The following is a 13181-nucleotide window of genomic DNA, read 5'->3' on the forward strand; positions in this document are numbered from 1 at the left end:
CCTAGGAACGGCGGGTGGAGGTCGGGAAGTTCGTGCGGCGGGCGGCCAGCCCGTGCGGGGACGGCGGCGGCTCGGGGTCCGGGGCGTTCATCCGGTCGGCCATGCGGGCGTCGATGTACGCGGCGCCGGCCCGGTCCTCGTCGTTCGGCGCGGCCAGCACCGCGTAGATGAGCGCGATGACCACCAGGATCACGGCCAGGATGATCGGGACCAGCAGGTTCGACGCGGTGGCGCCGGCCGGGTCGCCCGGTTCCGGGTGCTCGTGCGCGGACATCGAGGAAATGCCGGTGAAGTGCATGCCGTTCACGGCCACGCCCATGACCAGGGCGGACGCGCCGATGGCGCGGGCGCCCTTGACGTTCACGACGAGCCACAGCGCGACCGTGGCGGCGACGACGGCGATGGCGACCGAGAGGGCCACGCGCCGGTGTCGTAGTGGATCTCGGCCTCGACGCGCATCGCGGCCATGCCCGTGTAGTGCATCGCGGCCACCCCAAGGCCGGCGAAGAGACCACCGAGCAGGATCTTGACGATGGTCGGTCGCCCGAGCGCGGCGATGAACAGCCCGATGCCCACGACCACCACGGCGATCAGCGCGCTGGCGGCGGTCAGCGCCACGTCGTACCGGATCTGCTGCCCACCACGGAGAAGCCGAGCATCGCCATGAAGTGCATGCTCCAGATCGCGGTACCGCCGATCGCCCACGCGGCGAGCATCAGCCACCAGGCCCGCTGCGCCTGGGTCGTCGCCTCCCGTACCCGTACCGCGCACGTCAGGCCGAGCAGTGAGCCCAGCACCGAGAGTGCATAGCTGAGCGTCGGCGTTATCCAGCCATATTCGAAGTGGTGAATTTCCATAATCGTCCCCCAGGTCCCCCACCAGCGGAAACGATCCTTAAGAGACGATCGGCGTTCTACAATTGGACGGTCAGCCATACGCCTGACCGTGTCCGGGCGGCTACGACACGGCGTTATACGCGAGCACGCCTCGGTTTACGGCGCCCATCGCGGCCCGAGCGGTCTCGCGCAGCTTCGGGCTCGCCGAGGCGGCCTCGGCTACCTGGCCGAGCAGGTCGACCACCTGGCGGGCCCAACGCACGAAGTCGCCGGCCGGCATCTCGCCCTCCAGGTTGTGACCGCTGGCCAGGACCTTCGCCAGGTCCTCGCCACGGGCCCAGCGGAAGACCGGCCACACGAAGCCGAGGTCGGGCTCGCGGGTCAGGTCGAGGCCCCGGGACGCCTCGTCGGCCTCCAGCTCGGCCCAGATCTTGACGGTTTCGTCGACCGCGTCGGAGATCAGGCCGCGCGGCACCGAGGCGCGCTCGTCGGCCTCGCGGCGGGCCTCGTACAGCACCACCGAGACCGCCGCCGCCAGCTCGGCCGCGGACAGTCCGTCCCACACGCCACGCCGCAGGCACTCGGCGACCAGCAGGTCGGCCTCGGTCCAGATCCGGGCGAGCATCCGGCCGGCGTCGGTGACCTCGCCCTCGGCCGTGAGGTACCCCCGGCTGGTCAGCAGGTCGCACACGGTGTCGAACGTGCGCGCGAGCGAGCCGGTCCGCCCGGCCACCTTGTCGCGCAGCTGCTCGGTGTCCCGCGCCAGGCGGTGGCGCCGCTCGGCCCAGCGGGCGTGCTCCTCCCGCTCCGGGCAGGCGTGGCACGGGTGCTGCCGCAGCTCGACGCGGAGCAGGGCCAGCTCGTGGTCCTCGCCGTTGCCGCCCTTGCTCCGCGACCGCCGCCCCGCGTGCCGGTCCAGGCCGGTCGCCGCCACCTGCGCGGCGAGGTCGCGGCGGGCGGCGGGCGAACGGTGGTTGAAGTGCTTGGGTACCCGCACACGAGCCAGCACCTCGGCCGGCGCGGTGAAGTCGGCCGGGGTGATCCGCCCGGCCCACCTGTCCTGGGTGAGCACCAGCGGGCGGGGCTCGCCGAAGCCGCCCACGCCCGGGTCGAGCACCACGGCCAGCCCGGCGCGGCGGCCGGACGGCACGCGCACGACGTCGCCGACCCGCAGCCGCTCCAGCGAGCGGATCGCCTCGGCGCGGCGCTGGCTGCTCCCCTGCCGGGCCAGCGAGCGCTCGCGGTCGGCGATCGCCACGCGCAGCCCGAAGTACTGGTCGAAGTCGCCGTGGTGGCAGCGGACCTCGTTGCCGTACGCCTCGATGGTCTCCACGTTGCGCTGCACCTGGCGGGCTAGGCCGACCACCGAGCGGTCCGCCTGGAACTGGGCGAACGACGACTCCAGCAGCTCCCGCGCGGGCGCCGCGCCGACCGTGGCGACGAGGTTGGCGGCCATGTTGTACGACGGGCGGAAGCTGGAGCGCAGCGGGTACGTGCGGGTGGAGGCGAGCCCGGCCACGTGCCGCGGGTCGACCTCCGGCGCCCACACCACGACCGCGTGCCCCTCGACGTCGATGCCGCGGCGCCCGGCCCGGCCGGTGAGCTGGGTGTACTCCCCCGGCGTCAGGTCGACGTGGGCTTCGCCGTTGAACTTCACCAGCCGCTCCAGCACCACGCACCGGGCCGGCATGTTGATGCCCAGGGCGAGCGTCTCGGTGGCGAAGACGGCCTTGACCAGGCCGCGCACGAAGAGCTCCTCGACGACCTCCTTGAAGGCCGGCAGCAGCCCCGCGTGGTGGGCGGCGAGCCCGCGCTCCAGGCCGTCGAGCCACTCCCAGTAGCCGAGGACCTGGAGGTCACCGCCGGGGATCGAGGCCATCCGGGCCTCGGCCACGCGGCGGATCTCGGCCCGCTCGTCGGGCGTGGTCAGCCGCAGGCCGGCGTGCAGGCACTGCTGCACGGCGGCGTCGCAGCCGGCGCGGCTGAAGATGAACAGGATCGCCGGCAGCAGTCCCTCGCGGTCGAGCCGCTCGACGATGTCCGCCCGCAGCGGGGGCCGCCAGCGCCGCCCGCCGCGCCCGTTGCGCCCCGGCGCGTACCCGTCGGTCAGCTCCAGCCGGCGCAGCTGCTCCCGCGAGTAGCGCAGCAGCTCGGGGTGCACGTCGTGCTTGCGGGCCGCGTCCGCGTCGTGGAACAGGTCGAACATCCGCCGCCCCACCAGCATGTGCTGCCACAGCGGTACCGGCCGGTGCTCGCTGACCACGACGGCCGTCTCACCGCGCACGGTGACCAGCCAGTCGGCGAACTCCTCCGCATTCGAGACGGTCGCCGAGAGTGAGACGAGCGTCACGGAAGAGGGCAGGTGGATGATCACCTCCTCCCACACGGCACCGCGGAAGCGGTCGGCGAGGTAGTGGACCTCGTCCATCACCACGTACGCCAGGCCCTCCAGCGAGGACGAGCCGGCGTACAGCATGTTGCGCAGCACCTCGGTGGTCATCACCACCACGGGCGCCTCGCCGTTGATGGCGTTGTCGCCGGTCAGCAGCCCGACCCGCTCGGCGCCGTACCGCTGCACCAGGTCGTGGTACTTCTGGTTGGACAGCGCCTTGATCGGCGTGGTGTAGAAACACTTGCGCTTCAGGCCAGGAGTGGAGAGCGCCAGGTGCACGGCGAACTCGCCGACCACGGTCTTTCCGGCTCCGGTCGGAGCGCAGACGAGCACACCGCTGCCCCGCTCCAGCGCCTCGCACGCCTCCCGCTGGAAGTCGTCGAGGTCGAATCCGAGGTCGAGGGCGAAGTCCTCGAGTGCCGGGAAACCTGCGGCCTCATCGGCCCGGCGGCGCGCGTCGGCGTACCGCTCGGCGGGGCTGCTCATGCCCATAATTTATCTTGCCCGTACACCCAATACTCCTGTCGCGGCACCAGCGGGTCGCCTTACCGGACCAACCGGGCGACTCGGTAGGGTCACGGACGTGCCGGACCAGACCGCCCTCCCCGACTCCCGACCGACCCGCTCGCCGCTGGAGGCGGTGCTCTTCGACTTCCACGGCACGCTCGCGCAGGTGGAGGACGCGATCGACTGGGTGGTCGCGGCCGCCGAGGAGTGTGGCGTCGCGCTCGACCGGGGCCGGGCCACCGTGCTCGCCGACCGGCTGGTCACCGCCGGGCGCGCGGGCGGGCCGCTGCCGTACCGGGTGCCGCCCCACCTGGCCGAGGCGTTCGCCGAGCGCGACCTGTACGAGCACGCGCACCGGGCCGCGTACACGGGGCTGGCGGCGACCGTCGGCGCGGGCGTGGACGGGTTCGAGGAGGCCCTCTACGAGCGGCTGCTGCGGCCGGACGGCTGGGTGCTGTACGCGGACACCGCCGGCACGCTGATGGCGCTCAGGGAGGCGGGGGTGCCGGTCGCGGTGGTGAGCAACGTCGGCTTCGACATCCGCCCGCTCTTCGACGCCTGGGGCTTCGACGGGCTCGTCGACGCCTACGTCCTGTCGTACGAGGTCGGCCGCACCAAGCCCGACCCCGCGATCTTCCTGCGCGCGTGCGGCGTCCTGGGCGTCGAGCCGGAACGAGCCCTGATGGTCGGCGACACCCCCGCCGACGCCGGCGCGGTCCGCGCCGGCCTGGCCGCCCTCGTCCTCCCAGCCGCCGAACCAGGCAAAACCAACGGCCTGGCCGCGGTGCTAAACCTCACCGCACCGTAGCCGCTTTCTCAAGACTTGATGCGCCGCCCCCTGCGTCCGTCCCTGGTGGTTGCGCGCGATGACGGTGGGGGCGTCGGGCTTTGGGTGCGTTTTCCGTTGCGATAGCAACAGTAAGCGTTCACAAAGGCGCGGTGCCGCGTCTTACGGACTTCCCGATGGCGGTCCGCATGCGCCGCGAGCCAACGCGCGGCGGCGATCATGGCGTTGGTCGCGGACGTCCCTTGGTCGGCGCAGATCTTGGTACTCAGCTGCCCTCGGGTGGGCCGTCAGGTACCACGATCTCTGGGCCTGCCGCCCCAGCGGGGCGGGTGGGGTTGTGGAGCGCGGAGGGTGAGGCCGCGGGAGCAGCGGTCTGGACCACCGCGGACATCGCGGTAGCCCAAATCTCTTTCTTGAAACTGATCCTCTAGCCGAGGAGGCGGACGGCGCCGGGGACGGCGGTGATGGTTACCGGGAGGGGGTACGCGCGTTCGCCGTCTACGTATGTGGTGATGCCGTCGGCCTCGATTTCGACGGTGCGGGCGCGGTACGTGTGGACCTGGGGGTGGTCGACGTGGGTGCCCTTGTAGGTCTTGCCCTTGAGGCGCACGAGCTGGCCGCGGCTGACGTCGCCGAGCACCACGTCGAGCAGCCCGTCGGTGGGGACGGCGGTTGGCACGATGCGGATGCCGCCGCCGTAGCTGGCGCAGTTGCCGACCGCGAGCAGCACCGCGTTCAGCACCTGCTCGTCGCCGTCTAGGCGGAGCGTGTACCGGCGGGCCTTGAGGCGCAGCAGCTCCAGCGCGATGGCCAGGTCGTACCGGCGCGGGCCGCGCGGCCAGCTCAGCTGGTTGGCCCGCTCGTTGACCACCGCGTCGAAGCCGGCGGCGAGCACCGAGCCGTACCACATCGGGGCGCGGCCGGGGCCGGTCAGCCTCGCCAGGTCGATCGGCCGGGTGCGGCCGGTCTTGACGGCGTCGGCGATCGCGGCCGCCGCGGCGATCGGCTCGGCCGGGACGCCGGTCTCCACCGCGAAGTCGTTGCCGGTGCCGGCGGGCACCGCGCCGAAGGGCAGGTCGGTGCCGGCCACCGCCTGTAGCGCCAGGTGGACGGTGCCGTCACCGCCCACCGCCACGAGCGCGGCCGCGCCGTTGGCCGCCGCGCTGTGGCACGCCTCCTGGGCCTCCGCGCGGGTACCGGCGTCGAGCAGCCGCACCGGGAGGTCGGCCTCGGCGAGCCGGTCGAGCACCTGCGGGAGCAGGTCACGGTGTCGCCCGCGCCCGGCCTCCGGGTTGGCGAGCACGACGAGTTCGCCGGACATCAGGTGGTCTCGTCGTAGCGGCGCTCGATCGGCAGCGGCGCGGGGACCGGCGCGACCGCCTCGAGCTGCTCGCCCGCCTCCACCGACTCCGCGTCGTACTCCAATGGCGATGCCTCGTCGTCGTCCACGTTGTCGAAGGTCTCCTGCCGGCGCCGCTTTCGGCGGTCGTTGATGAATGCCACGAGGACCGCCGCGAAGTACAGGACGCTGAGGCACAGCGCCAGCGCGGTCATGCCGAACGGGTCGGGCGTGGGAGTGGCGATCGCGGAGAAGGCGAAGAACGCGAAGATGGCCACCCGCCACCAGCTGAGCAGGCGTTTCGCGCTGGCCAGGCCGACGAAGTTGAGCATGAGGATGATCAACGGGAACTCGAACGCCACCCCGAAGATCAAGATCAAATTTGTGACGAACGAGAAATATCGCCCGACTTCAAGCGTGGTCTGGATGTTGTCCGGACTGATGTCCAGCAGGAACTCAAGGCCGGTGCGGACCACGAAGAACGCCAGGAAGCCGCCGGCCGCGAAGAGCGGGGCGGCGATCGCGGCGAACGCGTACGCATACCGCCGCTCGTGCCGGTGCAGGCCGGGCGCGATGAACGCCCACAGCTGGTAGAGCCAGATCGGCCCGGCGGCGATCAGGCCGACCCAGAGCGCGATCCGGAGCTGGAGCAGAAGCACGTCGGCCGGGCCGAGCTGGAGCAGCATGCACTTGCCAGTCTGCGGGTCACGCGACTGCGGCAGGTCGCAATACGGCTGCTCCAGGATGTGCATGACCTCTCGAGAGAGGACAAAGCCGATGATGACGCCGACAAGGATCCCGAGCGACGCGCGGAAAAGGCGCACGCGCAGCTCACGCAGGTGCTCGATGAGCGTCATCGAGCCATCAGCGGCGCGCTCGAAGTTACTCGGACCGCGTCGCAGGAGGGAGAACGCCACGGGGAGGGCCGAAGATCAGGAAATGTCGCGGGTGCGCTGCACCGGATCCTGAACCTGCGCGGTCGGGCGCTGCTCCACCGAGGTCGGCGGGATCGGCTGGCGACCGTGCTGGGCCTCCGCCTTTTCGGCGAGGTCACGCTCGTCGTCGTCGGTGAGGTGCTTGGTCTCGGCCTTGATGATCCGCAACGAGCGGCCCAACGACCGAGCCGCGTCCGGCAACCGCTTCGCGCCGAACAGGAGGACCAGCACGACCACGAGGACGGCGATGTGCCACGGCTTGAGGGCACCCATGGAAAGCTCCAGTTGCTGATAGTCGAGAGACTGTCGAGGCCTATCGTACGTGCGTATAACCGAGCGGCGTCAACGGCTGCCCGGCCCCACTTTGACCTTGATCGCGGCCAGCCGCTCCTGCGTGATCTCGGCCTTGAGCCGCAGCGTGTCGGCCTCCTGGGCCATGGTGAGGGCGTCGGCCCGCAGCTTTTCCACCTCTGCCTGGCGGCGCAGCAGCGTCGTCGCGGCCCGCCGCAGCGGTCCCAGCCGCCCCAGGAGGCTCCCCGTGGCCACCACCAGCACCAACAGGCCCACCAGCACCGCCGCGATCACGACCCACAGGACCATGGGCGCTAACTGTACTGGTCGAGTGCGGCGGCCGCCTGCTGGCGCACCCGCTCGACGAGGTCGGCCGGTGCGACGACAGTGGCGTCCGGGCCGAGGCCGAGCACGAACCGCTGCGCCCAGGCCAGGTCGGCGACCCGCAGCGACACGACCCACTCCTCGCCGTCGGGGCGCACGTCCTCGCACGGGTAGTACTCGGTGATCCACCGGCCGCCGCGCCCCACCCGGAGCGTGACCAGCGGCAGCTCGGGACCGGGCTGGTAGACGCCGCCGCTCAGGTCGTGCAGCCGCACCTCGCCCGGGAGGCGGGCCGGCTCCTCCAGCTCGGTGAGCGCGTCGATCCGGTCGGCCCGGAAGAGCCGCACCGCCTCGGCCCGGCGGCACCACGCCTCCAGGTACGCCCGACCGGCGACCACCAGCACCCGGATCGGGTCCACAACCCGCTCGGTGAGCTCGTCGCGGGTCGCCGTGTAATACGTGATCCGGAGCGCGTGCCGCCGCTCCACCGCGCCGCGCAGCGTGTCGAGCCGGTCGGCGTTACCCGGCAGCCGCACCTCCACGGGTGCGCTGGTCAGGTCGCCGGCGGCGCTCTCCAGCTTGGCGAGGGTGCGCTCGATCGCGTCGCGGTTGGCCGTACCGGGTGTCTCGGCCAGCATCCGCAACGCCACCACCAGCGCCAGCGCCTCGTCCGGGGTGAGCCGGAGGGGACGGTCGATGCCCGCGTCATACGTGATCGTGACGCGGTCGCCGTCGAACGCCATGTCGATCAGGTCGCCCGGCCCGTAGCCCGGCAGCCCGCACACCCACAGCAGCTCCAGGTCCTCGCGCAGCTGCTTTTCGCTCACGCCCAGCTCGGCGGCGGCCTCGGCCAGCTCGATGCCGGGGCGGGCCAGCAGGTACGGCACGAGGTTGAGCAGCCGGCCCAGCCGGTCGGCGGAGGCCCGGGACGGCGCCGTCATCGGCCGCTCACCGACGCCACCTCGTGGCGGGTGGCGATCTCCTTGAGCCGCTGGATGACCGCCTCGCGCACCTCGGGCGGGTCGAGCACGCGCACGTCCGCGCCATACCCCACCAGGGAGGTGGCGAGGCCCTCCGGGTCGGCGAACGGCAGCACCAGCTTGTCGCCGTCCGGCGTCGCCTCGGCCTCGTGGGCCCAGCGGCGCAGCCCCGCCGCCCGCCCGGGGCGGACCAGCACGGTCGCCCGCCCGGTGCGCTCGATCGGGCCGGACCAGCGGGCCACGTGGCTGATCAGGTCGACGCCGGTCGGCGGCTCATACGCCCCGGCTTGCCGGTCAGCCGCACCTGCCCCACGATCCGGGAGAGCCGGAAGCAGCGGGTCGCCTCGCGGTCGAGGTCGTGGCCCACCACATACCACCTGCCGCGCCAGCAAACCACGCCCCACGGCTGGAGGCGGCGGCTCGTCGGGCCGTCCCCTTCCGGCACCCGGTAGTCGAAGGCCACCGCGCGCCGGTCCCGCGCCGCGCCGGTGAGCGGTGCGAACGCCGGGTCGACGGTGACCACCGGCTCCACGCCGAGCGTCGCCGACGGGTCGATGTCGATGCCGGCCGCGCGCAGCTTGGCCAGGCCGGACGAGGCCGCGGCTGCGAGACCGGCGTGCCGCCACAGCCGCGCGGCGATGCCCACGGCGGCCGCCTCGTCGGGCTCGAGCTGGATGTCGGGCAGTGCGTACTCCCGGGCGGCGATCCGGTATCCCGGCTCGGCGTCGAACGCGCTCGCCGTGCCGGTCTCCAGCGGCACGCCCAGCTCGCGCAGCTCCGCCTTGTCGCGCTCGAACTTGCGCTGGAACGCCTCGTGGTCGCGCGGGTCGTCGGGATCGTGCTCGTAGCCCGGCACGGTGGCGGCGATCTGCGCGGCGGTGAGGAACCGCCGCGTCGAGAGAAGGCAGATCACCAGGTTGACCAGGCGCTCCGTCCGAGACCGCGACACGCCCACGACAATAGCCTCATTCGCACGCCCGTACGGCCCGCCCACTCCGCGTCGCCCGGACGGTTTCCTTCGCGTAAGGCACAATCTGGTCGTGTCGGACAGCGGCCCAACTCCCCTTCCGCCGGACCTCAACGATCGCCTCGCCCGCGGTGGCGATCCGTCAGAGAGTGTCGGCACCGTCATCGTGGCCGGCGTCGCCAACGTCGCGATCGGCATCGCCAAGCTGCTCGCGGGCCTCATCTCCGGCTCGGCGGCCATGCTCTCCGAGGCCGCCCACTCGGTCGCCGACACCACCACCGAGGTGCTGCTCTTCACCGCCCTGCGCCGCGGCGGGCGGCCGGCGGACGAGCTACACCCGTTCGGGTACGGCAAGGAGAGCTACGTCTGGGCGTTCATCGCCGCGCTGTTCACGTTCGTGGCGGGCGCCGGCTTCTCCATCACCCACGGCGTGCACACGATCAGATCCGGCGAGCACAGCGGCGACTACACGGTGTCGTACATCGTGCTGGCCGTCTCGTTCGTCATCGAGTCGGTATCCCTCACCCGCGCCGTGCGGCAGATCCGCGCCTCGGCGCAAGGGTGGCGGGTGAGGCCGCTCCGCTTCCTGCTGGTAACCCCCGATACCACGATCAAGGCGGTCTTCCTGGAGGACAGCGCCGCCCTGGTCGGACTTTTCCTGGCCGCCGCCGGGCTGGGCCTGTCGCACGCCACCGGCCAGGTGGTGTGGGACGGCCTCGCCTCCGTCGCGATCGGCCTGCTCCTGCTCGTCGCCGCCAGCACGCTCGCCCGCGCCAACATCTCGCTGCTGGTGGGCCGCGCGGCGACCCCCCGCATCCGCCGGATGATCGTCGAGGAGCTTTCCGCGCTCCCGCACGTGGAGGGCATCCAGACCCTCTTCACCATGCAGCTCGGCCCCGCCGAGGTCCTGGTGGCGGCCAAGGTCGACTTCACCGACCAGGCCACCGGCGCCGACATCGAGACCGCCGCCGACGAGGCCGAGCGCCGCCTGCGGGCTCGCTACTCCGGCATCCGGTACGTCTTCCTCGACCCGACGACCCGCCGTGGTTAGGTGTCCGTCATGGTTCGTTGGCGTGCGGGTGTGGTCACCGCGGTCGGTCGTCGGTGGCGCGGCGTGGTCACGCTCGACGTCGAGGTCTCCTCGTCGGTCGTGCGGGCGTTGGCCTACCCCGCGCTGACCGGCGAGCCGCTCGTCGGCGACCGGGTGCTGCTCAACGTCGGCGCGCTGGAGATGGGCCTGGGCACGGGCGGGTACGCGCTGGTCGTCGCCCTGCCCGACCGCCTGCCGCCGGATCCCCCGGTCGCACCGACGCGCGACTCCGGCCACCTGGTGAAGGCCCGCTATACCCCGCTCCAGGCCCTCGTGCTGGGGTGGACGAGGAGGCTTCTCCGCACCGCGCCGTCATGTCGTCCGTCGACTCGATCGACGGCATGCCGGTCGTGATGGCGGACCTGCACTCCGCGCTACCGGCCATCCTGGCCGGCCTCGGCGCCGGCGGGGACGACTTCACGATCGCCTACGTCATGACCGACGGCGGCGCGCTCCCCGCGTGGTTCTCCCGCACGCTCGACGGCCTGCGCGACCACCTGGCCGGCACGGTGACGGTCGGCCAGTCGTTCGGCGGCGACCTGGAGGCCACCACCGTCCACAGCGGACTCCTGGCCGCGCGGCACGTCCTCCGCGCGGACGTCACCGTGGTCGCGCAGGGCCCCGGCAACCTGGGTACCGGCACCATGTGGGGCTTCACCGGCGTGGCCGCCGGCGAGGCGGTGAACGCGGTCGCCGCGCTGGGCGGTCGCCCGGTCGCGTCCCTCCGCCTCTCGGACGCGGACCCCCGGCCACGGCACCGCGGCATCTCGCACCACAGCCTGACGGCCTACGGCCGGGTCGCGCTGGCGGCGGCGGACGTGGTGGTGCCGGCTCCCCTGCCGCCGTCGCTGGCCCCGCTTCTGGACGACGCCTTGGCGGTACTGTCGGCACGCCACCGCATCGTGCACGTGCCGGTGGACGGCCTGGAGGCGGCGCTGAAGGCTGCCCCGGTCCCACTGTCCACAATGGGCCGCGGCCTGGACGCCGATCCCTGGTACTTCCTGTCCGCCGCAGCCGCCGGCCGCCACGCCGCAGCCCTGCTCGCTCAGGCCTGACGCTGGAGCGCGCCGGCGCTCAGCCGCCGACCGGTGGGCGGCCTTGGAGGCCGACCTCCAGCTCCCCCAGCCGGCTGTCGAACTCGCTGCGCCACGCGTCCGTCTCCACCCGTACCGCCTCGTTGACCCGCGCCACGAACTCGCGGGCCCGGCCGATCAGCTCCCGCAGCTCGTCCACGGTCGGCTCCCGGTCACCGATCACGGCCAGCTCCTGCGCCCACCCCACCCGGAAGTCGGCCAGGTCACCTTGGATGAGCGTGGCGGTAGCGATGTACCGCAGCCAGGCCGACGAGTACCCGAAGAACCTGTCGTAGCCGACACAGCCGGCGGCGAGGGCGAGCAGCAGGTAGCCCCAGTTGCCGTACTCCGGGTGCCGGGAAGCGAGCGCGACAACCGGCACCGCCCCGCCCAGCGTGGCCAGGATGATGGCGAACGCCCGCAGCCGGCGGGACCAGCGCGCCTTGAGCCGCTTCTCGGACAGGTACCAGGCGATCGCCTCGTCCGCGACGCCTTCGGCCCAGGCCCGGAGCGCGGAGAGGTCCGCACGCAGCCCGCCCTGCGCCCAGGTGAGGGAGGGCAGGTCCGGCATGTCGATGTCGTCGGGCCGGCGTACGGTCACGCTCATCGCGTCCACCACTCTCCTTCAGGGTTGTCCTCCCGCAGGTACGCCTCGGGCGGCGGTGCGAGGTCGGGCCGTGCTCGGGCGACCCGCTCGAGCAGCGCGTTCAGATTGTCCAGACGCTGCTCCTCAAGCGCCCGCCGCAGGTGGTTGAGAAGCACCGGCAGGTCGGTTGCGAAGGTTTCGGCGCGGCCGACAAGCCATCGCGCCAGCGGGTTGGACAGATTGATCGGCCTTCGGTAGCCGCCTCGGCGCAGGAGGGTGTCCGGAGCGTCGTACGGCACGAAGAGGAGCGGCCGGAACTGCCGGAGCCCGGACAGCACATCGGGCACGCCGGCTGAGCGGACGACAAGCTTGTCGTCCGCTGACCGCAGGAGGTCGAGCCTGGTCTGGAGGATCACGGCCCGGAGGAACTCGTTCGCGCGGGACCAGGACGGGGACTGTTCCGCGAGAGGAAAGTGGACGACCTCACCAGTGGCGACGCGGCGCCGCACCTGCGCAGCGCTGATCGGCCGTTCGCCGAGACTTAGCCTCTCCACGTCGTCCCACCGGCCACTGGACACGAGTGAGTCAGCCAGCGCCACGCCCAGTGCCGGTTCCCGGCCTACGTACGGGACCAAGAGGTCGAAGTCAGACGCCGCCTCGGCCAGCCAGCCGGCCGAGCCGGTGGCGTGCGCCTGCGCCGCACGCGAGAGCGTGTACTGCGCCACGGAATGCATCTCGAACGGAACTGACCGGACCACTTGGCGCGACACCGAGAGGTCTGGCCTGAGGTGGTCGAAGAGTGCGACGCCTCCCATGATGACGACCGACGAGTGCTGCAGAGACTGGCTATCGACGGGAGAAGATACACCGTTGTGCGCCCACTCGACATTGGTGAGGGTGACATCACCCAAGCCACTCAGCGCGACTAAGACCACATTCGGCTCCACCCGCGCGACAAAATTCGGATTCGGACCGAACGAGCGGGCCAACGCCCCGAGTAGCGATCGATCGTCTCGGAAGGATTGCAGATCCTGCCAGATCAACTTATGGAGCGTCGGGTCGATGCGGTACACA

The 13181-nt window shown here is 72.0% G+C and carries 13 protein-coding genes and 2 pseudogenes; 3 read left to right on the plus strand and 12 right to left on the minus strand.

Going from position 1 to position 13181, the window contains the following annotated elements; all coding sequences use genetic code 11:
* Position 1 precedes the first annotated feature (1 nt).
* The 4 genes from Pflav_RS45675 to Pflav_RS16645 all read right to left on the minus strand — a co-directional run bounded on the left by Pflav_RS45675 (position 2) and on the right by Pflav_RS16645 (position 3714).
* Positions 2-421 carry an MHYT domain-containing protein gene (locus Pflav_RS45675; RefSeq protein WP_232071496.1) on the minus strand — a complete coding sequence of 140 codons (420 nt, stop codon included), beginning with the start codon at positions 419-421 and terminating at the stop codon, positions 2-4.
* Entirely contained in the window at positions 361-618 is a 258-nt protein-coding gene (locus tag Pflav_RS45680) for an MHYT domain-containing protein (protein ID WP_232072827.1), read from the minus strand. Before Pflav_RS45680 ends, Pflav_RS45675 begins: the two co-directional genes overlap by 61 nt.
* Entirely contained in the window at positions 609-797 is a 189-nt protein-coding gene (locus Pflav_RS47450; protein WP_269474512.1) for an MHYT domain-containing protein, read from the minus strand. Before Pflav_RS47450 ends, Pflav_RS45680 begins: the two co-directional genes overlap by 10 nt.
* 160 nt (positions 798-957) lie before the next feature.
* The gene (locus tag Pflav_RS16645; protein ID WP_173036985.1) at positions 958-3714 is read right to left on the minus strand and encodes a DEAD/DEAH box helicase; all 2757 of its coding nucleotides are present in this window, start codon (positions 3712-3714) and stop codon (positions 958-960) included.
* Positions 3715-3811: 97 nt separating this feature from the next.
* Between Pflav_RS16645 and Pflav_RS16650 the strand changes: the two genes are divergently transcribed.
* The gene (locus Pflav_RS16650; protein WP_232071498.1) at positions 3812-4543 is read left to right on the plus strand and encodes an HAD family hydrolase; all 732 of its coding nucleotides are present in this window, start codon (positions 3812-3814) and stop codon (positions 4541-4543) included.
* A gap of 406 nt (positions 4544-4949) precedes the next feature.
* On the opposite strand, the gene Pflav_RS16655 is transcribed toward Pflav_RS16650, so the two are convergent.
* From Pflav_RS16655 to Pflav_RS16680, 6 genes and pseudogenes are all read right to left on the minus strand, one after another.
* Positions 4950-5843, minus strand: a complete 894-nt coding sequence (locus Pflav_RS16655) for a diacylglycerol kinase family protein (protein ID WP_173036987.1) — start codon at positions 5841-5843, stop codon at positions 4950-4952.
* Complete coding sequence (tatC, locus tag Pflav_RS16660; protein WP_173036988.1) at positions 5843-6778, minus strand: twin-arginine translocase subunit TatC; 936 nt, start codon at positions 6776-6778, stop codon at positions 5843-5845. The genes Pflav_RS16655 and tatC overlap by 1 nt, the downstream gene beginning before the upstream one ends.
* Positions 6779-6793: 15 nt before the next feature.
* Positions 6794-7069, minus strand: a complete 276-nt coding sequence (tatA, locus tag Pflav_RS16665; protein ID WP_173036989.1) for a Sec-independent protein translocase subunit TatA — start codon at positions 7067-7069, stop codon at positions 6794-6796.
* Between the two features lie 69 nt (positions 7070-7138).
* Entirely contained in the window at positions 7139-7396 is a 258-nt protein-coding gene (locus tag Pflav_RS16670) for a hypothetical protein (RefSeq protein WP_173036990.1), read from the minus strand.
* A 5-nt stretch (positions 7397-7401) separates the two neighbouring features.
* Positions 7402-8352, minus strand: a complete 951-nt coding sequence (locus Pflav_RS16675; RefSeq protein WP_173036991.1) for a helix-turn-helix transcriptional regulator — start codon at positions 8350-8352, stop codon at positions 7402-7404.
* A pseudogene (locus tag Pflav_RS16680) lies at positions 8349-9340 on the minus strand (helix-turn-helix transcriptional regulator). The gene Pflav_RS16675 and the pseudogene Pflav_RS16680 overlap by 4 nt, the downstream one beginning before the upstream one ends.
* A 181-nt stretch (positions 9341-9521) precedes the next feature.
* Between Pflav_RS16680 and Pflav_RS16685 the strand changes: the two are divergent.
* A complete protein-coding gene (locus tag Pflav_RS16685; RefSeq protein ID WP_232072689.1) occupies positions 9522-10409 on the plus strand; it encodes a cation diffusion facilitator family transporter in 888 nt (295 codons plus the stop codon).
* Between the two features lie 9 nt (positions 10410-10418).
* A pseudogene (locus Pflav_RS16690) lies at positions 10419-11503 on the plus strand (DUF3866 family protein).
* A 19-nt stretch (positions 11504-11522) separates the two neighbouring features.
* Here the strand turns inward: Pflav_RS16690 and Pflav_RS16695 are convergent.
* Positions 11523-12128: an SLATT domain-containing protein gene (locus tag Pflav_RS16695; RefSeq protein WP_173036993.1), complete on the minus strand. Its 606-nt coding sequence runs from the start codon at positions 12126-12128 to the stop codon at positions 11523-11525.
* Positions 12125-13180, minus strand: a complete 1056-nt coding sequence (locus Pflav_RS16700) for a hypothetical protein (RefSeq protein WP_173036994.1) — start codon at positions 13178-13180, stop codon at positions 12125-12127. Before Pflav_RS16700 ends, Pflav_RS16695 begins: the two co-directional genes overlap by 4 nt.
* Position 13181 lies beyond the last annotated feature (1 nt).

The sequence above is a fragment of the Phytohabitans flavus genome (assembly GCF_011764545.1).
GTDB lineage: Bacteria > Actinomycetota > Actinomycetes > Mycobacteriales > Micromonosporaceae > Phytohabitans > Phytohabitans flavus.